This window comes from Streptomyces sp. NPDC036984, from assembly GCF_055607665.1.
Window position 1 is genome coordinate 777,437 of record NZ_JBVJRL010000001.1, and the last position, 22,794, is coordinate 800,230.

A 22,794-nucleotide genomic window follows, 5' to 3' on the forward strand; every position below is an offset into this window, starting at 1 on the left:
GGGGCGCCGTGCGGGCGGGGATCAGGGGCAGGACCGCTTGATGTTGTTCTCGGTGGTTGCGCGCGCGGTCTTTGCGAGGTCGGCGAACCGACCGGCAAGCGAGGCGATGACGTCGGGCTTGAGCCGGTAGTAGGTGAACCGGCCGCACGGCTCCGTCTCCACGACCCCCGCCTCGCGCAGCACCTTCAGATGGTTGGAGAGGTTGGTCTGCCTGGCCCCCGTCTCCTCGATCAGGTGCGTCGTGCAGAGCGTCTCCTTGGCCAGCAGGGTGACGATCTGGAGGCGGAGCGGGTCCGCGAGAACCCGCAACAGATCAGTGTCGACTGACGTCAGCATGGGCTGATACTGTCACATCACTCCAAGCTGATACCAGCACGGGCTGATATCACTGGGGCTGACACCAGCCTGGCTGACCTTGAGGCCCGTATCCCCGCTCCCGTGAGGCCCTCCGCACTCGCGATCCCGCACCACCTGCCTGATGCACTGACGAAGGAACAACCGATGCCCTCCAGCCCGCTCGCCTCCGTGCTGTTCGTCTGCGTCCACAACGCCGGCCGTTCGCAGATGGCCGCCGGGTTCCTCAGCCACCTCGCGGGCGACCGGATCGAGGTCCGCTCCGCCGGCTCCGTCCCGGGCGACCGGGTCAACCCGGCCGCGGTCGAGGCCATGCAGGAGGTCGGCATCGACGTCTCCGCGGCCAGGCCGAAGATCCTGACCGCCGAGGCCGTCCAGGCGTCCGACTACGTCATCACCATGGGCTGCGGCGACGCCTGTCCGGTCTTCCCGGGCAAGAAGTACCTCGACTGGGCCCTGGAGGACCCGGCCGGCAAGGGCGTCGCGGCCGTCCGCCCGATCCGCGACCAGATCAAGACCCGCATCGAGGCCCTGATCGCCGAGATCGACGCCGCGCAGGAGGCGTGACCCCCGGGACGGACGGCGCAAACGCGAGGCCATCGCTCGTTGCCGACGGCGGATACGCGAGGTCGTCGCTCGATACGGACGGCGGATACGCGAGGTCGTCGCTCGATACGGCCCCTCGTGCGGACGGCGCATACGCGAGCCGGTTCACGCCTCCTTCTCCCTGCCGACGTACCGGATGACTTCGCAGCCGTCGAGGATGACCAGCCCCTCCGCCACGAGTTCGTCCAGCTGGGGCAGGAAGTCCCGCACCCGCTCCTCGGTGTCCACGATCACGATCGCCACCGGCAGGTCCTCGCTCAGGGACAGGATCCGGGAGGTATGGACCAAGGAGGAGGCGCCGAAGCCCTCCACGCCACGGAACACGGACGCTCCGGCCAGCCCGGCCTTGTGCGCCCGGTGCACGATCTCGCTGTACAGGGGCTTGTGGCGCCAGACGTCGTGCTCACCGATGAAGATCGTCACTCGCAGGGCACTGCCCGTCAGCCTCGTCACCGCTGCCTCCACCCCGAGCCGGGGATGACCGTCATCCACCAGCTTCCGTATATCCACCGGTGTCCGCCAGGACTGCGCCGCCGAGCGGGACACGCAGATGCGCCCGGGGTGACGGGCGGGGCTTCGGGCCCCGCCCGGCTCGTGTGGGTGGTCAGGCTGCCGTGGGCGTTCGGGTGGTGTGGTCCGCCTCGGCCAGCCATGTGATCAGGGAGGTGCGGGCGCGGGCCACACGGGAGCGGACCGTGCCGATCGGGCAGTCGCTGACGAGGGCCGCCTCGGCGTAGGGAAGCCCCACCAGCTGGGTGAGGACGAACGCCTCGCGGCGCTCGGCGGGGAGCGTGTCCAGCAGCTCGGTCAGGGCGATGCCGTCGTCGAAGCCGGGCAGGCCGCGCGGCTGGGCGCGTTCGGCGGCCGACTGCCAGTCGTCCGTGTCCGAAAGCCGCGGCCTGCACGAGCTGTTGCGCATGCTGTCGATCACCGCCCGGCGGGCGATGGAGAGCAGCCAGGTGCGGGCCGATGAGTCGCCCGCGAACCGGTGCAGGCTGCCCAGCGCCCGCAGAAAGGTGTCCTGGGTCAGGTCGTCGGCGCTCTGCGGGTCGGCGCCGAGATAGGTCACGTAGCGGCGGACGTCTCGGTGCAGGGCGCGGACGAAGAGGTCGACGGCGTCGGGGTCGCCACCGCGGGCGGCGAGCGCCCAGGCAGTGATCGACTCTTCCTTCGTACGTTCGCGCGCTGGAGGCAGGGCAGCAGTGATCACCTGGGGTCTGTCCTTCTCGGGAAGCAGGTATCCGGTGCCCGCCGGGCCGCGCCTCAGGGCGGCGGGCAGCACGGCGGAACCGGTGAAGGGAGGAGGTGGCCGGGCGCGGGAGCGCACGGCCGTTGCCCGAGGCGGGAAACGGCGGCGTCGAGCCGGCTCGTCGGCTCGACGGTCATCGGATCGACCACTCGTCGGCTCGGCGGCTCGGCGGACCGGCGGACCGGCGGACCGGCGGCTCAACCGTCGCCGGCTCGGCGGACCGGCGGCTCAACCGTCGCCGGCTCGGCGGACCGGCGGACCGGCGGCTCAACCGTCGTCGGATCGCCGACTCGGCGGCTCGGCGGCTCGGCGACTCGGCGACCGTGTCGGGTACGGCCTCGGGAAACCGGCTGTCGTCAGGCGACAGCGGTTCCGGCGGGCGGGCCCCGAGAGGTGATCGCGTGGGTGAGGAGCAGGCGGCGCGGCGCCCGGTCCGACTCCGCTCGGCGGGGCCGGACGCGCGGCCGGTGCGGCGGCTCGGGCAGCCGGAGCAGCAGGCGCAGTGGCGCGAAGAGCCGGCCGGCCAGGGCCCGCATGATGCGGAACGCGGCGCGTTCGCCGTAGGCGAGCCACAGGCCGCACAGCAGCGCGGCCAGCAGGTGAGCGAGGAGCATGCCCGCCGACGACATGCCGGTCACCGAGTCCATCGCGTCGATCGAGTCCATCGGACCCGTCGACCTCATGGAACCCATCGAGCCCATGGAACCCATCGAGCCCATGTGGTGCATCGGGTGCACGGCGCTCATGTCGTGACCCATGGCGTTCATGGGCCACGACGCGGGGCGTACGGACTGGGCGAGGGAGAACGACGTGTGGAGTACCGCCTGGGTGGCCACCGCGAGGGAGACGACGAGAAGCGGTCCGCGTTCCCGGTCGGCCAGCCACCAGGCCGTGCCGCCGGTCGCCACCGCGCCCGCGGTCAGGGCCCACCAGGGCACCGCGGTCTCCGACATCAGGACGTGGCCCAGGGCGGCGAGCAGCACACAGACGGCCGCGAACACCGCGGCCCGTACCGTGCGAGAACACCACCCGACTGTCATGGCGGCCTCATCCTCGCATCCGTGCTCTCCCTGTCAGCCGACGGTACGGAATTCCGGCTGCCGCCTTCTCAGCGCGGGAGGCGTGATTCAGCTCATGCCGTGAACGACCGTGATGTGCCGGTCGGTGCCCGGGGTTTCCAGTTCGTCCAGCACGGCCACGGCCAGGTCCTCCGCGCTGATCCACGAGCGTCCGCCGGCCCCGGTGAGCAGGGTGTCCGTGCCGCGCCGGTAACGGGCGGTCCGGGGGCCCGGTTCGAGCAGGGCCGGGGGGCTCAGGTACACCCAGTCGGGGTGCGGATGGGACTGGCAGGTGCGCAGTTGGGCGACCCCCGCCGCCGCGACCGGCCGCAGCTGCGCCGGGACGTAGGCGGGGTCGTCGGCCACCAGCAGGCCGGGATCGTCCGGGCTGCGCAGTGCACCGGCGCCGCCGACCACCAGGACACGGCTGCCCAGCCGGGCGGCCGCGTCGAGCACCGTCCGGGTGACGCCGACAAGGAAGTCCTCGTCCACCGGGAACGTGCGTACGGCCAGCACGACGGCGTCCGCGTCCGACTCCGTCAGCGCCTTGTGCACGGCGGTGACGTCGTACGCGTCGACCGGGACCGGCGTCACGTGCGGGTCTCCGCTCGCCGGGGTCCGGGACAGGGCGAGCACCCGGTGTCCGCGCGCACCGGCCTCGGTGGTCACCCGGCTGCCGACCATTCCGGTGGCACCGATCACCGCGATCGTCATACCCGTACTCATCGGACGGTTTTCCCTTCTCGATGGCTCTTCGGCGGATCGAGCTGTGCGGCCAGCATCGCGGCCAGTGCCAGGATGAAGCCGAACGTCTGCGGCCGGCTCAGGGACTCGCCCCTGGCCGTGCCGATGACCGTGGCGACCAGGGGCGACAGGAGGACCAGGGGGGCGGACGCGCCGACCGGGAGGGCGGCTATGCCGCGGAACCACAGCGTGTACGCGATCAGACCGCCCATGCTGCCGAGCCACAGGTAGCCGGCGGCCGCGCCGGCGTCGATCCGCGGTACCCCCTCGACCGCGAGGGTGAGCGGGAGCAACAGCAGGCCGCCGGCCGTCAGTTGCCAGCCGGCCAGGGTGAGGGGGCCTGCTCCCGCGGGGCGGCCCCAGCGCTTGGTGAGGACGACACCGGCGGCCATGGCGGCCGTACCGCCGAGGCCGGCGAGGACGCCGACGGTGTCCAGGCGGGCGTCCGGGCCGAGGACGACGAGTCCGACGCCGGCGAGGCCGAGCACGCCCCAGGTCCAGCGCCAGGCCGTCGGCCGGTCCCCGAGTACGGCGATGGCCAGCGCGGCGACCAGCAGCGGCTGGGCGGCACCGAGGGTGGCGGCGACACCGCCGGGGAGCCGTTCGGCCGCCAGGAACAGCAGCGGGAACAGGGCGCCGATGTTGAGCGCGCCGAGGACGGCGGCCTTCCACCACCAGTCGCCGCGCGGGAGGACCCGCGTGAGCGCCAGGCCGAGCAGCCCGGCGGGCAGGGCGCGCATGAGGCCTGCGAACAACGGGTGTCCGGGCGGCAGGAGTTCGGTGGTGACGACGTAGGTCGTACCCCAGGCGGCGGGGGCTAGGGCGGTCAGGGCGACGGTGGCCGCCCGGGCCGGGGGCAGGGCCCGTGGCGGGGCCTGCGCCTGTGGGATCGAGGGGGGAGGCATGGGAGGAAGTCTCGTTCGGAACGGTCATGAAACCAACGCATGGTTGTCATCGCAGCCATGAATGAAGACGATTGTCGATCGTGGATCTTCAGCAGATGCGGTACGTCGTCGCCGTCGCCGAAACCCGTAACTTCACCCGCGCCGCCGAGCGCTGTCTCGTGGTGCAGTCGTCGCTCAGCCACCGGATCGCGGGGCTGGAACGGGAGTTGGGGGTGCGGCTGTTCGCGCGGTCCAGCCGACGCGTCGAACTGACCAGCGCCGGGGAGGCGTTCGTGGCGCGGGCGCGGGAGTGTCTGGCCGCCGCCGACCGCGCGATGGCCGACGCCGCCGCCGCGACCGGCGTGGTCCGGGGCCGGCTCGCCGTCGGCGTGATCGTGACCACGGCCGCCGTGGACGTACCGGAGGTGCTCCAGCGGTACCGGGACCGGCACCCGGAGGTCCGCGTCATGCTCCGGTCCGGGCGCAGTGACGAGCTGGCGGCCGCGATCCGCGACGGTGACCTGGACATCGCCTTCCTCGGGCTGCCGGAGGGGGAGCGGCCCGTCGGGGTGGAGAGCGTGGTGCTCGATCACGACGAGCATGTGCTGGTCGTGGCGGCCGGGCACCGGCTGGCCGGGGCCTCCCGGGTCACGCTGCGGGAGATCGCGGACGAGACGTTCGTGGACTTCGTGACGGGGACCCCCGCCCGGGCCCAGTCGGACCAGGCGTTCGCCGCGGCCGGTCTGGTCCGCGATGTCGCGTACGAGGCCGGTGTCGTGGAGCTGATCACCCGGCTGATCGCGCGCGGGCTCGGCATCGCTCTGCTGCCCTCGGCGTTCATCGGGCCGCTGGCCGCCGCGGACCCGGGGCTTGCGCTGGTCCCGGTGGTCGACGGGCCGCACCGGGTCGAGTGTCTGGCCTGGAGCAGCTTCCATCCCAGCCCGGCCACCCGGGCCATGCTCGAGGTGCTGGGGGTGCGGCAGCGGGAGTAGTCGCCGTGATCAGTGCGCGTCCAGCACCTGCAGCTCCGGCTCGGCGGGGGCCGTCGTACTGGCGAGGAGGCGCAGGGCCGCGTCGGACGGGGTGCCGGGTTCGGCCGTGTAGGTGATGAGGCGCTGGCCCGCGGAGCCCGGGAGGCACAGGTTCTCGAAGCTCAACTCCAGCGTGCCGACCGCCGGATGGTGCAGGGACTTGCGCCCCGAGGTGCAGGTGCGGACCGGGTGCCGGGCCCACAGCGCGCTGAACTCGTCGCTCTGGATGGTGAGCCGGCCGATCAGCTCGGCCAGTGCGCGGTCGTCGGGGTGCCGGCCGGCGACCAGGCGCAGGGAGGCGACGGCGAGGTGGGCCTCTCCTCTCCAGTCGGTGTACCGCTCCCGGTACCGCTCGTCCAGGAACAGCATCCGGACCAGGTTGGGCCGGTCCGCGGGCCGGTCCGGGGCCGTCCGGGGCAGGTGGGCGGCGAGCAGCGCATGACCGAGCCGGTTCCAGGCCAGGACGTCGGCGCGCCGGTCCAGGAGGAGCGCGGGTACGTCCGTCATGGCCGCGAGCAGCTGGCGGGCCGACGGGGTCGCCTCGGCGGCGCGGGGCGCGGCGGGACGGCGCCGGACGGCGGGCCGGGCCAGGTCCTTGAGATGGGCGGTCTCGTCCTCGGTGAGCCGCAGGGTGCGGGCGACGGCGTCCAGCACGGAGTCGGAGACACCGGCCGCGCGGCCCTGTTCGAGGCGGGTGTAGTGGGTGATGCTGACGCCCGCGAGCAGGGCCAGTTCCTCGCGGCGCAGTCCGGCGACCCGGCGCCGCTCCGGCGCGGTCGCGAGGCCCACGTCCTCCGGCCGCACCGCGGCACGGCGGGACTTGAGGAAGTCTCCCAGCTCGGACGGGGCGTCCATCGATACCTCCGGGATGTCGGGCGGTCGTCCTCCATCCTGCCCGCCGGACCGGGCGAAGGGGATGCCCGAGGGTGGTCACGCCATGACCACCCTCGCGCCGGCCGGTCGCACGGGGGTACTGGCTGGGGCGGCCCGGGGCGGACGAGCCTCTTACCCGGCAACCGCGCCGCATATCGGTGCCTTCGCCGTACGTCCCTGCCTCCGCCGCGCGTCGGCGACCGGGCCGTAGGTCCGTGACTCGCCGCCCGTCGGCGACCCGGCCGTACGTCCGGTACGTCGCGGTACGTCGGCGGATCCGGTGCCGCGCGGCGACTTTCGTGCACAGAGAGGATCACCTCGTCATGTCCGTCGTGGCCACAGAACCGGCCGGCGCCTCCGCCGTGCTGACTCCCCGGCTCCGCCTGGTGCTGGTGCTGCTGCTCGCGGCCCAGTTCATGCTGGCCGTGGACTTCTCCATCCTGAACGTGGCCCTGCCGGTGATCGGCGCCGGCCTGGGCTTCTCGCTCGCTCATCTCCAGTGGGTCGGCACGGCGTTCGCGCTGTGCGCGGCCGGGTTCACCCTGTTGTTCGGGCGGGTCGCCGATCTCTTCGGCCGCCGCCGGCTGTTCCTGGGCGGTCTCGTCGTCCTCGGCGCGGCCTCCCTGGCGGGCGGGCTGGCCCAGAGCCCGGAGGTGCTCATCGCGGCCCGGGTGTTCCAGGGTCTGGCCACCGCCGCGGTGACCCCGGCCGGTCTCTCGCTGCTGACGACGTCCTTCCCGGAGGGCCCGCTGCGGGAGAAGGCGCTCGGCCTCAACGGTGCGCTGATGTCGGCCGGGTTCACCACGGGCGCGATCCTCGGCGGCCTGCTGACCGACCTGCTGTCCTGGCGCTGGGCCTTCTTCGTCAACGTCCCCGTGGCCCTCGCCGTACTGCTCGTCGCGCCCGCGGTCATCGCCGAGTCCCGGCCGAAGGAGCGCCCGAAGCTGGACGTGCCGGGTGCGGTCACGGTCACGCTCGGCCTGCTGGCGGTCGTCCTCGGTCTGACGCAGGCCGGCGAGCGCGGCTGGGACACGCCGGCCACACTGCTGCCGCTCGCGGCCGGGGTGGTGCTGCTGCTCGCGTTCGGGGCCGTGGAGCGCCGGGTGTCCGCCCCGCTGGTGCCGCCCCACGTGCTGGGCAAGCGGTCGGTGGCGTGGGGCAATGTCACCGGTCTGATCGCGTTCCTCACCGAGACGTCCCTGGTCTTCCTGCTGACCCTCTATCTCCAGGAGGTGCTCGGCTTCTCCCCGCTGGCGGCCGGGCTGTCGTTCGGCGTGCTGGGCGCGGGGACCGTCGTCGGCGGCGCCGCCGCCCCGCGGCTGATCGGCCGGCTCGGCGCCACCCGCGCCCTCCTGGCCGGCGGTCTCGTCCAGGCGCTGTGCACGGCGGCCCTGCTCGGGCTCGGCACCGGCCGTACCTCGCTCTGGCTGCTGCTCGCCGCGACCTTCGCGGGTGGGGTGGGCAACATGCTGGTCATCGTCGGCTTCATGGTGACCGCCACCTCCGGTCTCGCCGACCATGAACAGGGTCTGGCCACCGGTCTGGCGACGATGACGCAGCAGATCGGCATCACCATGGGCACGCCCGTCATGAGCGCCGTCGCCACCGCCGCCCTGGCCGGTACGGGCTCTCCGGCCGTCCTCGGCGCCCTGAAGACGGCCATCGCGCTGAACGCGGCCCTCGCCCTCCTCGGCGTCCTCGCCGGCGCGGTGTTCCTGCGGGACAGGGCGCGGTGACGGCCGGCGCGTTGCTCCGGCGGGAGAGCGCGCGGTGACGGCCGGCGCGTTGCTCCGGCGGGAGAGCGCGCGGTGACGGCCGGTGCACCGTCTTCCGGGACGGGACGCGGTGACGGCCGGTCAGTCCAGCTGGAGGCGGTCCGCCAGGCCCGCCTCCTCGAACGCCCGCACCACGTCGTCCCGGGTCTCGGTGAAGTGGGCCCAGCTGTCGCAGTGCGCCGGGACCACCCGGCGGGCGTCGAGGAGGCGGGCGGCGGTCGCCGTGCCGGTGCCGTCGAGGACGAGGAGGGCGTCGTCCAGAACGGCCAGGCGGGGGGCGCCGGCGAAGAGGACGGCGGTGTCCACGGGGGCGTACCGGGCGGCGATCTCCTTGACCAGGTCCAGGGAGGCGTTGTCGCCGCTGACGTAGACGCTGGGCAGGTCGGGGGAGGTCAGCACGAAGCCGGTGACCGCGCCGACGAGCGGTTCGGAGCCCTCGGGGCCGTGCAGGGCGGGCGCGGCGGTCACGGTGACCGTGCCGCCGTCGGGGCGGGGCAGGTCCACGGACTGCCAGGGGGTGAGGGGCTCGGTGGTGCCGCCGAGCCGGCCGGCCGCCGCGGGGGTGGTGAAGGTGCGGGGCACGTCGGCGAGCAGGGCGCGGCCGGCGTGGTCGAGGTTGTCGGCGTGCTGGTCGTGGGAGAGCAGGACGACGTCGACGGGGCCGACGTCGGCGAGGGGGACGCGGGGCGGGGCGGTCTTGGTCAGGACGCGGCCGCTGGGCGCGGGGTAGTCGCCGGGGTCGTCGAAGGTCGGGTCGGTGAGGAAGCGGAGGCCGCCGTACTCGATGAGGACCGTGGGGCCGCCGAGGACCTGGACGGGGATCTGCATGCCGACTCACCTCATGGATAGGAACGATGTCATCCGTGATAGACGCTAGCCGCTTCTCACGGATAGGCGCAAGCCCTACCATGAGAGACATGGAGTCGCCCCTGCCGCCCGCGCCCGGCGCCGAGCAGCACCCCGCCCTCGACCTGGCCAACACCGCGCTCACCCTGCCCGGCGGCCAGTCGCCGGACCTCCTCGGCACGCCCGCCGCCGCTGGGGCCTGGCTGGTGGACCGCGGCCTTGCTCCGGCCGGTGCCGATCTGCACGAGACCTGCGCGGGCCGGCTGCGCGCACTGCGGGAGCAGATCCGCCTGCTGCTCGCCGGCCGGATCACCGGCGCACCCGCCCCGGCGGGCGCGCTCACCGCCCTCAACGACGCGCTCACCCTCGCTCCGGCCGCCTCCCTGCTGCACTGGTCCCCCGACCGGGGCCTGTACCGGGCCGCCGCCCACCCCACCACGCAGATCGTCGAGCACGCGCTGGCCGCCCTGGCCGCCGACGCCGCCGATCTGCTCACCGGGCCGGACGCCGAGCGCCTCACCGCCTGCGGTTCCGCCCCGTGCAGCCGCTACCTGCTCCGTCACGGCCGCCGCCACTGGTGCTCCACGCGCTGCGGCGACCGCGCCCGCGCGGCCCGCGCCTACGCCCGCCGCAGCCGGCGGGACAGCGCGAAGTAGCCCCGACCCACACCGAGGTGGCCTGCTGCGGCTGAGCACGCCGCGCGCGTCGGCCCGGGAGTGACAGCCGACGCACGTGGATCCGGACGGCGTCGACTCCGGCCGACCCTACGTATTGTAGGTTCCCAACGGCCGACTGCCACGGGGCCGTTCACACGTCTGTCAACGGGGGACCCATGCAGGACACCACGGAATCGGAGCCCGGCACGGAGGTGTGTGCGCGCAGTCTCGTGCCCACGCTGACCGTGCTGATCGTCAGTCTGGTCATCGCTGCCGTCGGCGTGTACGAGCTGTGCGGCTTCGGTCTGCACAGCCTGGCCCGGCGCCCGCACCTGTTCAGCGACGGCCTCGCCACCGGCGGCGTGATCGCCGCCGCGGTGGCCGCCGGGGCGGCGGTGGGCAACCTGGCCTGGACACTGACGGCGGCGAAGCGGGGCGGCGGCGACTGACGGCGCGCCGCACGGCACGGGGCGGGTGGGCCGGCGTAGGCCCCGGCCGGGCTGCGGCGACCGACGGCGGCGCGGCGAGGCTGCGGCCGCTCACGGCGCCCCGGCGAGGCTGCGGCCGCTCGCGGCGGTCCGCGGGGCTGCGCGCGAGGCGGCGCGGCTGCGTGCGCTCGCCGATGATGAGAAGCTGTGCGGCGGTTGTGCGGATCCCTGACAGGGCGCCACCCTACAAGCTGTAGGGTCTGCGATGCCCCGTCCCCGTCCCCAAGGGTGACTCGTCATCATGCCCGCACCACAGACGACCCTCAGCCCGCCCCGGGTTCCCGCTCCCCGCGGCCGCTTCCTGCCGCCCCGCCTCCTTCCGCCCCGCGTCCGCGCCCTGGGCGGTGACGACAAGCTGCGCACCCGCGCCGCCACGGCCACCGTCTGGTACCTGCGCCTGCTGGCCGTGCTGAACATCGCGGCGGTCGTGTCCCTCCCCTTCCGCGAGGAGGTGCACGAGCACAACGCGGGCCAGTACTTCACCCCGTACCTGGCCACCGCCGGCCTTGTCTCGGCGGCCCTCGCCCTGTTCCTCGCGGTGGTGATGCGCCGCCGCAAACGCGCCGCCTGGCTCTTCAACCTCCTCCTCGCCGGCCCCCTGTTCGGCCTCTACGCCGTCGCCCTCACCCGCGCGCCCTACCGCGAGCACGCCTTCAACTGGGTCTCCACCGCCCTCACCGGCCTGTTCGTCGCCGCCCTGCTGCTCGGCCGGCGGGAGTTCGACGCCATCGGTGACCGCTCCAACCCGCGGCTGGCCCTGGCCGTCGGCCTGGGCGGCACCCTGGCAGGCGGCGGCCTCGGCACACTCCTGGTGCACGCGACGAACAAGGTCGCCGGCGCCACCCTCACACAGGAGATCGCCTACACCCTGCTGCGCGGCATCAGCGTCGGCCCGCTCGCCGACCGCATCGACGCCGTGCAGGCCCCCCGTTGGGCGGACATGGTCGTCAACACCCTGATGGCCGCCACCTTCCTGCTGGTCCTCTACGCCTGCTTCCGCGCCCCGCGCGGCGCCTGTCTGCTGGCGCGGGAGGACGAGGCCAGACTGCGCGCCCTGCTCGACCGGCACGGCGAGCGCGACTCCCTCGGCTACTTCGCCCTGCGCCGCGACAAGGCCGTCCTCTTCTCCCCCAGCGGCAAGGCGGCCATCGCCTACCGTGTCGTCGGCGGGGTCAGCCTCGCCTCCGGCGACCCGATCGGCGACCCCGAGGCCTGGCCCGGCGCCATCGACGCCTGGCTGGCTCAGGCCCGCCGGCACGCCTGGACCCCGGCCGTCATGGGCGCGAGCGAGGAAGCCGGCACGATCTACGCCCGGCACGGCCTGGACGCGCTCGAACTCGGCGACGAGGCGATCGTGGACATCGCCGACTTCACCCTCGAAGGCCGCGCCATGCGCGTGGTCCGCCAGGCCCACAACCGGGTCCGCCGGGCCGGTTACACGGTCCGCATCCGCCGCCACGAGGACATTCCCGCCGAGGAGATGGCCGTCCTCGTGGACCGTGCCGACCACTGGCGCGACGGTGCCACCGAGCGCGGCTTCTCCATGGCCCTGGGCCGTCTCGGCGACCCGGCGGACGGCCGCTGCGTGATGCTGGAGTGCCGGGACGCGGCCGGCGAACCGCGGGCCCTGCTCAGCTTCGTCCCCTGGGGGGAGCACGGCCTCTCGCTGGACCTGATGCGCCGTGACCGCGGCTGCGAGAACGGCCTGATGGAGTACATGGTGGTCGAACTCCTGCTGCGCGCCGGGGAACTGGGCGTACGGCGGGTCTCGCTGAACTTCGCGATGTTCCGCTCGGTCTTCGAACGCGGCGCCCGCCTCGGCGCGGGCCCCGTCCTCCGCCTCTGGCGCTCCACCCTCACCTTCTTCTCGCGCTGGTGGCAGATCGAGTCCCTCTACCGGGCGAACGCCAAGTACCGCCCCGTGTGGGAGCCCCGCTTCCTCCTCTTCGCCAAGAGCAGCGACATCCCGAGAATCGGCCTGGCGAGCGCCCGCGCGGAGGGCTTCCTCACCTTCCCGGCGCCGGGGAGCCGCTCACCGGGGGCGGGTCCTCGGCTGCCATGACGAGCCCGGGAACCTGCGGAAGTGCGGCACGCACGGCGTCCGCCACCCGGAGGAGGTCCACTCCGAGGCGGGTGAGGCGCGGCAGGAGGTCTTCGGCGGGGAGGCCGGAGACGTAGACGATGGTCAGGAAGTGGAGGAGCGGTTTCGCGAGGCTCAGCGGAAGGTGCCTGTCCATGATCGAGTAGCGCTCGAGACACAGGTTGCGGTCGGTCGCGTCAAGGAACGGCACGTCCGGGTCGTCGATCCGCAGACCGTACGCACCCAGCCGCTCGACGGCCGTGTCACGCCCCGTGAGGAGGGTGTGGTTCACGATGACCAGGTGATACGGCGGTACCGGCGCGTTCCGGTCCAGCCAGGCTCCGGACGTGCCCGCCCTGAGCAGTTTCATGTCGTTGCCGGACGCCGTGTCCGGCGCCGTGTTCCGCTCCGACCGCAGGCCGTAGCAGGCGAGACGGTCGATGACCGCCTGGGGTGGCATGCGCTCGCCGTCGGCGACTCGGGCCAGAACGCTCAAGGGAACCGGCAGTTGCTGCTCGGCAAGCCGCAGCAGCTCCGCGTCGTGCCTCTCGGTGTGTTCGGGATACTCGGCCTCCGGCACCTCCAGGCCGTAGGTCCTCAGCCGTTCCGCCACCACTGCGGGCGGCAGACCCAGCTCATGCGCCCACCGGGCCACCGAGTGGAGGGCGACCGTGCGGCGATCGGGAGACTCGGTGCGGAACACGTCCTCGTTCTCGGAGAACCGAAGGCTCCGCGGGTCGGCGCGCAGGACCAGCGGATCCGTCGTCTCGACTCCTTCGGGTGACGGACCGACGGTGAAGCCCCATTTCTCCAGGCGCCGGGCGATCTCCCGCGGGGTGAGCCCCGACTGGACCGCGGCTGTCGCCAGGAGGACGGCAGGTACTGGCTCCGAGATGCGAAGCCAGCCGAGCTTGCTGGTGTTCCAGCCCCACGCGTCGCTCTGGTCCAGCAGTTCCCGGGCCGTCCGCTCGTCCAGGGAGCCGAGTTCTACGGTGCATCCATAGGTCTCCAGCTGTGAAACCACCTCGTGGAAGGACCGGCCCAGTTCGGCTACGGCACGCAGCACGTACCCCGCGGACACCGGCCGGGCGGTGCCGAGCCAGGGTGCCTCTCCCCCGAGTCGCTCGCTCAGCAGGCGTACCACCCACTCGTCCGGAGTGTCGGTGGGCAGGTCGCCGGGAACGGTGAAGCCGAGGGCCGCGAGCCGCCCGGCCGCCTCGTCCACCGGGATGCTCAGCAGCAGGTGGGCCTTCAGCAGATGGCCGGGCGGAACAGGCTGCGCGGGATCCAGCCAGTCGACCCCGTAACTTGTCGCGGTTTCACGCAACTTCTGATCCAGCAAGGCCCTGCCGACCGTGTCGACCACGACCTCGCCCGTGGGCGCGGGCGGGTGGGGAAGGCCCAGGAGGCGTGCTCGCGCCACGATCTCCTCGTAGGAGACTCCGCACGCCTGGGCCACGGACATGAAGTGCCCGGGGCGCGACCTGTTCACGATCTCGCGCTCCCCGGCTCGCCAGGTCCGGTACGTCCACGGGCCACGAGGCAAGGTGAGAAGGTAATAGTCCATGGGCCGCGCAGGGAGCGTGGTCTCAGCCCGTGACAACTCCGGTACGAGCGCGGTCAAGGCGGCGATCCCGGCATTGGGCCGGTGCGTGATGAGCCGCCACAGGAGAACGGCGTCGTCCGGAGTGCCTTCCGAAGCGGTCAGGTAGCCGGACATGACCTGCTTGCGCCGGTCCCCGAGCTCCCACACGAACGTGGCATCCGCCGCGAAGTACCCCGCCCTGGCCACGGGCACCGTCCGCTCCCCCAGCACCACCCTCATCCCCGCCTCCCCTGCCGCCGCCACCACCAGGTCCGCGAGCCGGGGGCTCTCCCGGGCCACCATCTGGAGCCAGTCGGCGGTCAACAGCGGCGGCTCGGCCGCGAACAGGGCGGGCAGGGCGGCCGTGACCAGCTGCTCCACCGTCTCGTGCAGGTCTCCGTCGAGGATCTCCGTGCGGTCCACCGACAGGTCGGCCGGCCGGCTGCGGCCGGTCAGGTTCACCACCACCCCGCTCAGCCGGGCCTCCTCCTCCGGGGTGGCCAGCACGCCCCGCCGTACCCGGGGCTCGACGGCGATGCCGTCGGCGAGGAGGCCGCCGCCGTGCCGGCACCAGACGACCTGGCCGTCGGTGCCGTAGCCGCTCTCCGGCCAGGAGGCCGTGCGCCCGTGCGCGACGAAGCCCCCTGTACGGCCCGCGGACGCCTCCCGGGGCTGGAGCACGCCGGGCCGCCACCGTGCTTCCTGGGCCCCGTGCCGGGCCACGGTGGAGAACTCCGCGATGCCCAGCAGCCGCCGCAGTTCCCGGACGCAGGACGGCGCCCGCTCGGCGTCCCGCAGATAGAGCCGGACCGTCGTCCCGACCGGCCCCCGCCGCCCGGTCCGCCGGACCCGGAAATAGTGCCCGGGGCCGGTGATCAGCACGGTCAGCTGCTCCGGGCGGCCCTCTCCGGCGTCCAGTGGACACGTGGTCACGCGGATCTCGTCGGCCAGCATGAAGTAGCTGAGCACCCCGATGCCGAACCGGCTGTTGGGGTGGACGGTGATGCCGTCGGCCTGCCAGCCCTGGGCCTCCTCCTGGAAGCGGGCGTGGTCGGTGAAGCGGACTCCGGCCCGGGAGAAGACCTCGGCGAGGACCGTCTCGTCCATGCCGATGCCGTTGTCCTCGCACTCGAGGTAGTGGCGCCGCTCCTGCTCGTCGTAGCCCTGCCGGAAGACGATCTCGCCCTCGAAGGTGTCCCGTCCGTCCCGCGCCCGCTGCCAGGCCCTGCGGTAGCGGCAGGCGTCCAGGGCGTTCTGGTACAGCTCCCGGATGGCGAGGCCGCGGTCCCGGTACAGGTTCTCGCCCATGAGGAGTTCCTGGATGCGCTCCTCGTCGAGGCGGAACCGGATGACCGCGCCGGGCCGGCCGGGCGCCGTGGCGGCGTCGGTCTCGTGGACCTCGTCGGCGTGCGCGTACACCGGCAGCCGGCCGAGGCCGGCCACCGGCCGGGTGCGCCGTGCCTCCCGCAGCAACGCGTCGACGTACGCGACGTGTTCGGTGAGCGCGGCCACGGCCGCCGGATGGCCGCACTCGGCGGCAAGGCCGAGGGTGTCACCCGCCGGGGCCCAGCCCGCCTCCTCCAGGGTGGCGAGGAGCCGGGCCGGCTCCAGCGGGTCGGGGATGCCCACGTGTTTGACGACCGCCGTCGACAGGTGGGTCACCTCGACCGCCATGGCGTGGGCGATCGCGAACAGCGGCCCCACCAGGCGCTCGCGCACCTCCTGAGCGCCCCGGCCGCCGAAGTCCACGAAGCACGGGTCCTCGCGCAGCAGGCTCTCGCGGCCGTGCCCGTACAGTTTGCGCGGCACGGCCTGGGCGCAGGACAGCAGACGGGCCAGCAGCTGCGGGTCGAGGACGGCGCCGATCTTCGCCGGGTCCCCGCCGAGGTGCCGGAGCGGCTCCGGGACCCGCCCGGACCGTGCTGCCGCCCACCGCCGGAACAGCCACCAGCCGATCTCCGGCCGCCCGTCCCGCCGGTCCGGCAGGTCACTGCCGCGTAAGGCCTGTCGGACGAGCCGCCGGTGGCTGCGCAGCATCCGGTTGTACGACTCCCGGTCCGCGCCGCCGCCCGTCTCGTCGTCCAGGTTCTCGGGGCCGATGTGCACGAGTGCGGCGAGCGTGGCCGCGCGCCGCGCCTCGTGCAGCACGGGCAGCAGCGCGAGCAGGGCCGCCTCGGCCGGGGCCAGGGCCGCGTCCTCGTCCCCGTCGAGGCGGCGGAGCAGCAGGTTGGACCACCGCGCCGTGCGCCGCACCAGGTGGGGGTCACGCCAGGGGTCGCGGGCGAGGACGTCGTCCCACTCGTCGTACCGTGCCACGAGCCGCCGTACGACGCCCTGCGCCTGTTCCTTCAGTTCGTCGGCCGAGTCCCGCGCGCCGGGCGGGACGAGCCGCCAGGCGTGCGCGTCGGCGACGGCGTCCAGCCAGTCGTGCCGGGACACACCGTCGGGCGCGGGCGCCGGCCGGACGGTGCCCTTCCGGCCCTCCCGGATCATGGCGTCCCAGTCCTGCTCCCTGGGCAGCCGGAAGCGCTCGCCCTGCCGGCCTCGCGCCATCCTGCCCAACGCGCCGAGGAACAGCTTCAGTTCGTCGGTGTCGCGTCCGATCCGGCCGTCCAGCCAGCCGCCCACGGTCGCCGCGGGAGGCGGCTGCCGTCCGCCACCCAGATGCCGGGCGATCTCCTGGCGCACCTTTCCGGAGTCGGGGTTCCCGGCCGCCGTGACCAGCCGCTCCAGCTGCTCGTGGTACCGCAGCGCCATCCCGCCCGTCGCCTCCCCTGCTCCCCTGCGCGAGCCGGCCCGGCCGTTCGACTCGTCCGACCCGTACGACTCGCGAGTTCGCACATTACCGACTTGACCTGCGACATCACCGGGTTTCCCGGACATCCGCCGGGCATCTCGAAAGGGGCCACCGGAGCAAGGTCTTCGACGTCACCCGACGTCACGCGACACCCCGACGTCACCTGCCGAAAGGACGCCTGATGGACCCTCTGCTCCTCGCCGCCGCCTGCGCCGTCGTGCCGCTGCTGATCGTGGCCTGCACGGCAGTCCTGCTCGTCCGCCACGCGCTGACCGGCACGGCGTCAAAGGACCGCGCCCAGATCCTGACCGCAACCGCAGAACTCATCCGCTCCCTGCGGGGCAGGCGGTGAAGCCCCCGCCCCGACACCACAGCCGCACCCGCACCCGCACCACGGCACCACCGCACCCGCCGATGCACTCATAGCCACCCGCACCCGCCGACGGCGAACGCGCCCCACGGGGGCCACCCGCACCCGGCGACGAAAGCCGCACGGGTGGTGCGGGTGGGAAAGCGGGTCACGACGAAGGCGAAGCCGAGGCGGCCGTCACCCCCCGCCGCGCGCACTCCCCTCGCCCCCCACGACGCTCCCGCCCCCACCCCCACCCACCGTGAACCCGATCACCGCTCCACCACCCTCGCGCCGGAAGGCGAACGGCGCTCCGCCATGCGCCATGGCGACCTCCCGCACGATGGACAGACCGAGACCGGAACCGGGCTGGGACCGCGCGTCGGCGGCACGGTAGAAGCGGTCGAAGATGCGCACGAGGTCGCCGTCGGCGATCCCGGGCCCCCGGTCGCGCACCTCCACCCGTACCGTGCCCGCCCGCGCAGGCCCGGTGACGCAGACCTCGATCGGCGCCTTGCCGCCCCGGTCGAACTTGGCGGCGTTCTCCACCAGGTTGGAGATGGCCCGCTGGAGCATCCCGGACCGCCCCTCGCTCGTCGTGTCACCGCTCGCGTGCAGCACGATGTCCCGGCCGGTACGGCGTCTGGCCAGCCCGGCGACGTCCTCGGCGAGGTCGGCGAGGTCCACCCGCTGGGGCGGCTCGGCATCGGACTGGCCGGCGGCGAGGTCGACCAGCTCGTTGACGAGGTCGGTGAGTTCCCGGGCCTCCTGGGAGAGGTCGGCGACCAGCTCCTCCCGGGTGGCGGGCGGGAGTTCGTCGATCCGCCGCAGCAGCGAGATGTTCGTGCGCAGGGAGGTGAGCGGCGTGCGCAGCTCGTGGCCCGCGTCCTGCACGAGCCGGCGCTGGTCCTCCTCGGACTGCGCGAGCCGCCCCAGCATCCGGTCGAAGGCGCGGCCCAGCCGGCCGACCTCGTCCAGCCCGGCCACCGGCACCTGGATGCCCAGCTGCCGGGTGCGGGCGACGTTCTCGGCCGCCGAGGTGAGGATCACCAGGCGCCGGGTGATCCGCCGGGCCAGCCACCACCCGAACAGTCCGGCCGCGACCACCACCGCCGCCATCAGGATCAGCGTCCGCTGCTGGAGGGCGCGCAGCAGGTCCTCGGTGTCGCTGAACTCCTGCGCGACCTGGACCGCGCCCCGCCCGTCGCCGAGCGAGACGGTGGCGATGCGGAACAGGTCCGCGTCCACCCGTACGTCCTTGTGCTGCACGACCCTTCCGGCCGACCGGTCGACGGCGACGGCCCGGTCGCGGGAGGTGACGGGGAGCACCGGGCTGCCGTGGTCCACGATCTGCCCCTGCGCGCCCAGGACCTGGACGTCGGTGCGGGCGGGGCGGACCAGGTCGTGCCCGGGGCGGGAGGAGGAGAAGTCCTCCGGGCCCATGGCGTGCTGCCGTACCTCGTCCCGGACGTCCTGCACGACCTGGGTGAACACCGACTGCTGGTCGACGCGGACGAGCCGCGCGGCGGAGCCGTACGACAGGATGCCCACGAGGATGGTGACGGCGGCCGTGACGGCCGCGAAGGAGACCGCGAAGGTGGTGCGCAGGGAGACCAGCTTCGGCCGGGGCCGGGCCGGCAGCCGCCAGCGGCGGCCCACTCAGTCCTCCCGCAGCACGTAACCCACGCCCCGCACGGTGTGGATCAGTTGCGGGGCGCCGGGCTCGTCGAGCTTGCGGCGCAGATAGCCGACGTAGACGGCGAGGTTCTTGGAGCCGGGGCCGAAGTCGTAGCCCCAGATGCGGTCGTAGATCGTGGCGTGGTCGAGGACGATGCCCGCGTTGCGCACCAGCAGTTCCAGTAGCTCGAACTCGGTGCGGGTCAGTTCCAGCTCGCGCCGGCCGCGCCAGGCGCGGCGGGCCTGGAGGTCCATGCGGAGCCCGGCGGCCTCCAGCCGGCGGCCTGCGGCCGGCGCCTCCCGTACGGCGCCCTCGGGGCTGCCGCCGCCGACGGGCACCGGGCTGGTGCGGCGCAGCAGGGCGCGCAGCCGGGCGAAGACCTCCTCGACGTCGAACGGCTTGACCACGTAGTCGTCGGCGCCGGCGTCCAGGCCCGCGATGCGGTCGGCGGTCTCCACCAGGGCGGTGAGCATGAGGATGGGGGTGCGGTCGCCCTCGGCGCGCAGCACGCGGCAGACCTGGAGGCCGTCGATGCCCGGCATCATCACGTCCAGGACGAGGACGTCCGGCGGGTTCTTGTGTGCCTGCGCCAGCGCTTCCACGCCGTCGGCGACCGCCGTCACCGCGTAGCCCTCCAGGGTGAGAGCACGCTCCAGGGCATGGCGGATGGCGCGGTCGTCTTCGGCGAGCAGCACAGTCTGGGGCACGTCCCCAGTCTGCCAAGGCCACCGGCGGTTCGGCCGGGCCTGAGGGCCGGCGATCACCCTTTTTACCGCCCTCTCACCGTCACAGCGGCGACCCACCGGACACGGCGGCCTTTCAGCCGGCCGCGCCGGGTGGGCGCGTGGGGAGGTGGCGAAAGACCAGCGCTGCTGCGCCGCCGGCTGTACCGCGAACGGCACCACGGCCGGCCCTTCCCGCCGGGTCGCCGGCGGCATCAGCGCGGACAGCTCGTCCGCCGCCCGCTCGGTCCCCCGAAGCCGACGAGCTTCAGGCGACGGTCTCCTTCCGCGCGGCGGCGAGCAGGGACCGGTGGGTCGGCGCCTCGGGCACGCCTGCCGGGCGCCCCTTCGCGAACTCCTTGCGCAGCACCGGGACGACCTCCTCGCCGAGCAGGTCGAGCTGCTCCAGCACGGTCTTCAGCGGCAGCCCCGCGTGGTCCATCAGGAACAGCTGGCGCTGGTAGTCGCCGGCGTACTCGCGGAAGGACAGCGTCTTCTCGATGACCTGCTGCGGGGAGCCCACGGTCAGCGGGGTCTGCTCGGTGAAGTCCTCCAGCGAGGGCCCGTGGCCGTACACCGGCGCGTTGTCGAAGTACGGCCGGAACTCCCGCACCGCGTCCTGCGAGTTCCTCCGCATGAACACCTGGCCACCCAGGCCGACGATCGCCTGCTCGGGCGTACCGTGCCCGTAGTGGGCGTACCGGTTGCGGTACAGCTCGACCATCCGCTTGGTGTGGTCGGCGGGCCAGAAGATGTTGTTGTGGAAGAAGCCGTCGCCGTAGTAGGCGGCCTGCTCGGCGATCTCCGGTGAGCGGATGGAGCCGTGCCAGACGAACGGCGGTACGCCGTCCAGCGGCCGGGGCGTGGACGTGAAGCCCTGCAGCGGAGTGCGGAACTTCCCCTCCCAGTCGACGACGTCCTCGCGCCACAGGCGGTGCAGCAGGGCGTAGTTCTCGATGGCGAGGTTGATGCCCTGCCGGATGTCCTGGCCGAACCACGGGTACACCGGCCCGGTGTTGCCCCGGCCCGTCATCAGGTCGACGCGCCCGTCGGCCAGGTGCTGGAGCATCGCGAAGTCCTCGGCGATCTTCACCGGGTCGTTGGTGGTGATCAGGGTGGTGGAGGTGGAGAGGATCAGCCGCTGCGTGCGCGCCGCTATGTAGCCGAGCATCGTGGTCGGGGACGACGGCACGAACGGCGGGTTGTGGTGCTCGCCGGTCGCGAAGACGTCCAGGCCGACCTCCTCGGCCTTCAGCGCGATGGCGACCATGGCCTTGATCCGCTCGCTCTCGGTCGGGGTCCGCCCCGCGGTGGGGTCCGGCGTGACGTCGCCGACCGTGAAGATCCCGAACTGCATGGTCGCTCACCCTCCAGTTGTTGACCGTTAAACTATAGCCTCGCAACGGTCACCCCGGCCCAGGTATTCCAGCCCCTACGGCACCAGCACCAGCCGCCCCCGCACGCCGCCCTCGGCCAGCCGGCCGTGCGCCTCGGCCGCCTTCTCCAGCGGATAGGTCTCCGCCACCCGAAGCGTCAGCACCCCCGCGTCCACCAGCCGGACCAGCTCCGCCAGCCCCTCCCCGTCCGCGGCCACCTCCACAGCACCCGTCCGCACGCCGCGCACCGACCCGGGCTGCGCCCCCGGATGCACCCCGACGTACGCACCCCCGTCGCGCACCCACTCCAGCGCCGGCCCGCCGAGCACCGCCGCGTCCAGCACCGCGTCCACGCTCCCCGGCTCCACCTCGCCGGCCGCGAAGTGCGCGGCACCCAGCGAGCGCACCAGCCCCTCGTCGCCCGCCCGGGCGTGCCCGGTCACCTCGATCCCCCGGTGCGCGGCCAGCTGCACCGCGAACCCGCCGACCGCCCCCGCCGCGCCGGTCACCAGCAGCGAGTCGCCCGGCGCGAGGTCCAGCAGATCCAGGGCCTGCACCGCGGTCAGCCCGTTGAGCGGCAGGGTGCCCGCATGCACCGCGTCCACCGAGACCGGCGCCACGGCCACCGCGTCCGCGTCCACCACGACGTACTCGGCGTGCGCGCCCAGCGGCGCGGCCACACCCGGCACCAGCGTCACCACCGGATCGCCCACCCGCCAGGCGGCGGCCACGCCCACCGCGTCCACCGTGCCGGCCACGTCCCAGCCGAGCCCGAGGGTCTTGCCGGCCCCGCCGAAGACCCCGGCGCGCACGGCCGCGTCCACCGGGTTCAGCGCCCCCGCGGCCACCTTGATCCGCACCTGGCGCGGCCCCGGCTCCGGCACCGCAACCTCCACGATCTCCACCGCTTCCGGACCGCCGAACGCCTTCACCACAGCAGCACGCATGACAACTCTCCCTGAACAACGGAACTTGACGGTTTCCGCGGCGTCTTTCCGCCGCACCACCAACCGTAGGAGAGCTACTATCGATTGGTAAGTAGTTACCTGAGAGTGCGTAACCGACCCGAAGGTGAGAAGCCATGGCGACCATGACCGCGGCCGAGCGGCGGGAACAGGCCCGCATCGACTACGACGCCTTCCTGCGCGACTGCCCCACCAACCAGCTCCTCGGCCGGCTCAGCGACAAGTGGGTCAGCCTCGTCGTCTCCGCCCTGTCCACCGGCCCCATGCGCTACAGCGACATCGGCCGCAGGATCGCCGGCGTCAGCCCCAAGATGCTCACCCAGACCCTGCGCGCCCTGGAGCGGGACGGCATCGTCAGCCGCACGGTCACCCCGTCCGTCCCGGTCCGCGTCGACTACGCGCTCACCCCGCTCGGCATCGGACTCGCCGGCCTGCTCACCGGCGTGAAGGACTGGGCGGAGACCCACTTCGACGAGGTCCGCGCCGCCCGCGAACGCTACGACGCCCAGCCCCCCGCCTAGGGGGTTTCGTGTGGATCAGGTCGGATCAGGCCGCGGCGCATGGTGCGGTGCATCGCAAGGCGGAGGATCACCCGCGTACTGGGCGTACTCGGGTGGGCCGACAACGCGGCGAGGTGCCGTGCCGGGCGTCGCGGACCCGGGCTGATCCAAACGAAGC

General features: G+C 73.4%; 21 protein-coding genes. 8 read left to right on the plus strand and 13 right to left on the minus strand.

From position 1 onward, the window contains the following. Window positions 1-21 precede the first annotated feature (21 nt). Window positions 22-336 carry an ArsR/SmtB family transcription factor gene (locus ACZ7DL_RS03610; protein WP_470771087.1) on the minus strand — a complete coding sequence of 105 codons (315 nt, stop codon included), beginning with the start codon at window positions 334-336 and terminating at the stop codon, window positions 22-24. Between the two features lie 165 nt (window positions 337-501). Between ACZ7DL_RS03610 and ACZ7DL_RS03615 the strand changes: the two genes are divergently transcribed. Then, entirely contained in the window at window positions 502-921 is a 420-nt protein-coding gene (locus ACZ7DL_RS03615) for an arsenate reductase ArsC (RefSeq protein ID WP_470771088.1), read from the plus strand. Between the two features lie 144 nt (window positions 922-1,065). Here the strand turns inward: ACZ7DL_RS03615 and ACZ7DL_RS03620 are convergent, their stop codons facing one another. The 5 genes from ACZ7DL_RS03620 to ACZ7DL_RS03640 all read right to left on the minus strand — a co-directional run bounded on the left by ACZ7DL_RS03620 (window position 1,066) and on the right by ACZ7DL_RS03640 (window position 4,916). Then, window positions 1,066-1,413, minus strand: coding sequence for a DUF190 domain-containing protein (locus ACZ7DL_RS03620; RefSeq protein WP_470771089.1), 348 nt, complete (start codon window positions 1,411-1,413; stop codon window positions 1,066-1,068). 151 nt (window positions 1,414-1,564) lie between these two features. Next, complete coding sequence (locus ACZ7DL_RS03625; RefSeq protein ID WP_470771091.1) at window positions 1,565-2,170, minus strand: sigma-70 family RNA polymerase sigma factor; 606 nt, start codon at window positions 2,168-2,170, stop codon at window positions 1,565-1,567. Window positions 2,171-2,565: 395 nt separating this feature from the next. Continuing rightward, complete coding sequence (locus tag ACZ7DL_RS03630; RefSeq protein ID WP_470771093.1) at window positions 2,566-3,249, minus strand: hypothetical protein; 684 nt, start codon at window positions 3,247-3,249, stop codon at window positions 2,566-2,568. Between the two features lie 87 nt (window positions 3,250-3,336). Next, window positions 3,337-3,981: an NAD(P)-dependent oxidoreductase gene (locus ACZ7DL_RS03635; protein WP_470771094.1), complete on the minus strand. Its 645-nt coding sequence runs from the start codon at window positions 3,979-3,981 to the stop codon at window positions 3,337-3,339. An 8-nt stretch (window positions 3,982-3,989) separates the two neighbouring features. Next, entirely contained in the window at window positions 3,990-4,916 is a 927-nt protein-coding gene (locus ACZ7DL_RS03640) for an EamA family transporter (protein ID WP_470771095.1), read from the minus strand. 80 nt (window positions 4,917-4,996) lie between these two features. On the opposite strand from ACZ7DL_RS03640, the gene ACZ7DL_RS03645 reads away from it, so the two are divergent. After that, entirely contained in the window at window positions 4,997-5,887 is an 891-nt protein-coding gene (locus tag ACZ7DL_RS03645; RefSeq protein WP_470771096.1) for a LysR family transcriptional regulator, read from the plus strand. A gap of 9 nt (window positions 5,888-5,896) precedes the next feature. Here the strand turns inward: ACZ7DL_RS03645 and ACZ7DL_RS03650 are convergent, their stop codons facing one another. Beyond that, complete coding sequence (locus ACZ7DL_RS03650) at window positions 5,897-6,781, minus strand: helix-turn-helix transcriptional regulator (protein ID WP_470771097.1); 885 nt, start codon at window positions 6,779-6,781, stop codon at window positions 5,897-5,899. A 341-nt stretch (window positions 6,782-7,122) separates the two neighbouring features. Between ACZ7DL_RS03650 and ACZ7DL_RS03655 the strand changes: the two genes are divergently transcribed. After that, window positions 7,123-8,535, plus strand: coding sequence for an MFS transporter (locus ACZ7DL_RS03655; protein WP_470771098.1), 1,413 nt, complete (start codon window positions 7,123-7,125; stop codon window positions 8,533-8,535). A 120-nt stretch (window positions 8,536-8,655) separates the two neighbouring features. Here the strand turns inward: ACZ7DL_RS03655 and ACZ7DL_RS03660 are convergent, their stop codons facing one another. Then, the gene (locus ACZ7DL_RS03660) at window positions 8,656-9,402 is read right to left on the minus strand and encodes an MBL fold metallo-hydrolase (protein ID WP_470771099.1); all 747 of its coding nucleotides are present in this window, start codon (window positions 9,400-9,402) and stop codon (window positions 8,656-8,658) included. Window positions 9,403-9,491: 89 nt separating this feature from the next. Between ACZ7DL_RS03660 and ACZ7DL_RS03665 the strand changes: the two genes are divergently transcribed. From ACZ7DL_RS03665 to ACZ7DL_RS03675, 3 genes are all read left to right on the plus strand, one after another. Further along, a complete protein-coding gene (locus tag ACZ7DL_RS03665; protein WP_470771101.1) occupies window positions 9,492-10,076 on the plus strand; it encodes a CGNR zinc finger domain-containing protein in 585 nt (194 codons plus the stop codon). A gap of 176 nt (window positions 10,077-10,252) precedes the next feature. Further along, entirely contained in the window at window positions 10,253-10,525 is a 273-nt protein-coding gene (locus tag ACZ7DL_RS03670) for a hypothetical protein (protein WP_470771102.1), read from the plus strand. A gap of 280 nt (window positions 10,526-10,805) precedes the next feature. Beyond that, entirely contained in the window at window positions 10,806-12,626 is a 1,821-nt protein-coding gene (locus ACZ7DL_RS03675; RefSeq protein WP_470771103.1) for a phosphatidylglycerol lysyltransferase domain-containing protein, read from the plus strand. Here ACZ7DL_RS03675 and ACZ7DL_RS03680 read toward each other — a convergent pair. Continuing rightward, the gene (locus ACZ7DL_RS03680; RefSeq protein ID WP_470771104.1) at window positions 12,571-17,070 is read right to left on the minus strand and encodes a wHTH domain-containing protein; all 4,500 of its coding nucleotides are present in this window, start codon (window positions 17,068-17,070) and stop codon (window positions 12,571-12,573) included. The two genes, ACZ7DL_RS03675 and ACZ7DL_RS03680, sit on opposite strands and share 56 nt — an antisense overlap. A 137-nt stretch (window positions 17,071-17,207) precedes the next feature. Between ACZ7DL_RS03680 and ACZ7DL_RS03685 the strand changes: the two genes are divergently transcribed. Continuing rightward, window positions 17,208-17,378 carry a hypothetical protein gene (locus ACZ7DL_RS03685; RefSeq protein ID WP_470771106.1) on the plus strand — a complete coding sequence of 57 codons (171 nt, stop codon included), beginning with the start codon at window positions 17,208-17,210 and terminating at the stop codon, window positions 17,376-17,378. Between the two features lie 195 nt (window positions 17,379-17,573). On the opposite strand, the gene ACZ7DL_RS03690 is transcribed toward ACZ7DL_RS03685, so the two are convergent. The 4 genes from ACZ7DL_RS03690 to ACZ7DL_RS03705 all read right to left on the minus strand — a co-directional run bounded on the left by ACZ7DL_RS03690 (window position 17,574) and on the right by ACZ7DL_RS03705 (window position 22,098). Next, window positions 17,574-19,034, minus strand: a complete 1,461-nt coding sequence (locus ACZ7DL_RS03690) for a sensor histidine kinase (RefSeq protein ID WP_470771108.1) — start codon at window positions 19,032-19,034, stop codon at window positions 17,574-17,576. After that, complete coding sequence (locus ACZ7DL_RS03695; protein WP_470771208.1) at window positions 19,035-19,748, minus strand: response regulator transcription factor; 714 nt, start codon at window positions 19,746-19,748, stop codon at window positions 19,035-19,037. A gap of 295 nt (window positions 19,749-20,043) precedes the next feature. Beyond that, the gene (locus ACZ7DL_RS03700; RefSeq protein ID WP_470771110.1) at window positions 20,044-21,132 is read right to left on the minus strand and encodes an LLM class flavin-dependent oxidoreductase; all 1,089 of its coding nucleotides are present in this window, start codon (window positions 21,130-21,132) and stop codon (window positions 20,044-20,046) included. A gap of 75 nt (window positions 21,133-21,207) precedes the next feature. Next, window positions 21,208-22,098 (minus strand): NADP-dependent oxidoreductase, encoded by an 891-nt coding sequence (locus ACZ7DL_RS03705; protein ID WP_470771112.1) that lies wholly within the window; start codon window positions 22,096-22,098, stop codon window positions 21,208-21,210. A 134-nt stretch (window positions 22,099-22,232) separates the two neighbouring features. Between ACZ7DL_RS03705 and ACZ7DL_RS03710 the strand changes: the two genes are divergently transcribed. Continuing rightward, window positions 22,233-22,637 carry a winged helix-turn-helix transcriptional regulator gene (locus ACZ7DL_RS03710; RefSeq protein WP_470771114.1) on the plus strand — a complete coding sequence of 135 codons (405 nt, stop codon included), beginning with the start codon at window positions 22,233-22,235 and terminating at the stop codon, window positions 22,635-22,637. Window positions 22,638-22,794: the final 157 nt, after the last annotated feature.

Bases quoted from the DNA above. Each gene is read 5' to 3' on its own strand.
- ACZ7DL_RS03615 (WP_470771088.1), top strand. From the start codon at position 502: ATGCCCTCCAGCCCGCTCGCCTCCGTGCTGTTCGTCTGCGTCCACAAC.
- ACZ7DL_RS03650 (WP_470771097.1), bottom strand. From the start codon at position 6,781: ATGGACGCCCCGTCCGAGCTGGGAGACTTCCTCAAGTCCCGCCGTGCC.
- ACZ7DL_RS03675 (WP_470771103.1), top strand. From the start codon at position 10,806: ATGCCCGCACCACAGACGACCCTCAGCCCGCCCCGGGTTCCCGCTCCC.
- ACZ7DL_RS03665 (WP_470771101.1), top strand. From the start codon at position 9,492: ATGGAGTCGCCCCTGCCGCCCGCGCCCGGCGCCGAGCAGCACCCCGCC.
- ACZ7DL_RS03710 (WP_470771114.1), top strand. From the start codon at position 22,233: ATGGCGACCATGACCGCGGCCGAGCGGCGGGAACAGGCCCGCATCGAC.
- ACZ7DL_RS03700 (WP_470771110.1), bottom strand. From the start codon at position 21,132: ATGCAGTTCGGGATCTTCACGGTCGGCGACGTCACGCCGGACCCCACC.
- ACZ7DL_RS03610 (WP_470771087.1), bottom strand. From the start codon at position 336: ATGCTGACGTCAGTCGACACTGATCTGTTGCGGGTTCTCGCGGACCCG.
- ACZ7DL_RS03685 (WP_470771106.1), top strand. From the start codon at position 17,208: ATGGACCCTCTGCTCCTCGCCGCCGCCTGCGCCGTCGTGCCGCTGCTG.
- ACZ7DL_RS03705 (WP_470771112.1), bottom strand. From the start codon at position 22,098: ATGCGTGCTGCTGTGGTGAAGGCGTTCGGCGGTCCGGAAGCGGTGGAG.
- ACZ7DL_RS03640 (WP_470771095.1), bottom strand. From the start codon at position 4,916: ATGCCTCCCCCCTCGATCCCACAGGCGCAGGCCCCGCCACGGGCCCTG.
- ACZ7DL_RS03670 (WP_470771102.1), top strand. From the start codon at position 10,253: ATGCAGGACACCACGGAATCGGAGCCCGGCACGGAGGTGTGTGCGCGC.
- ACZ7DL_RS03655 (WP_470771098.1), top strand. From the start codon at position 7,123: ATGTCCGTCGTGGCCACAGAACCGGCCGGCGCCTCCGCCGTGCTGACT.
- ACZ7DL_RS03635 (WP_470771094.1), bottom strand. From the start codon at position 3,981: ATGACGATCGCGGTGATCGGTGCCACCGGAATGGTCGGCAGCCGGGTG.
- ACZ7DL_RS03630 (WP_470771093.1), bottom strand. From the start codon at position 3,249: ATGACAGTCGGGTGGTGTTCTCGCACGGTACGGGCCGCGGTGTTCGCG.
- ACZ7DL_RS03660 (WP_470771099.1), bottom strand. From the start codon at position 9,402: ATGCAGATCCCCGTCCAGGTCCTCGGCGGCCCCACGGTCCTCATCGAG.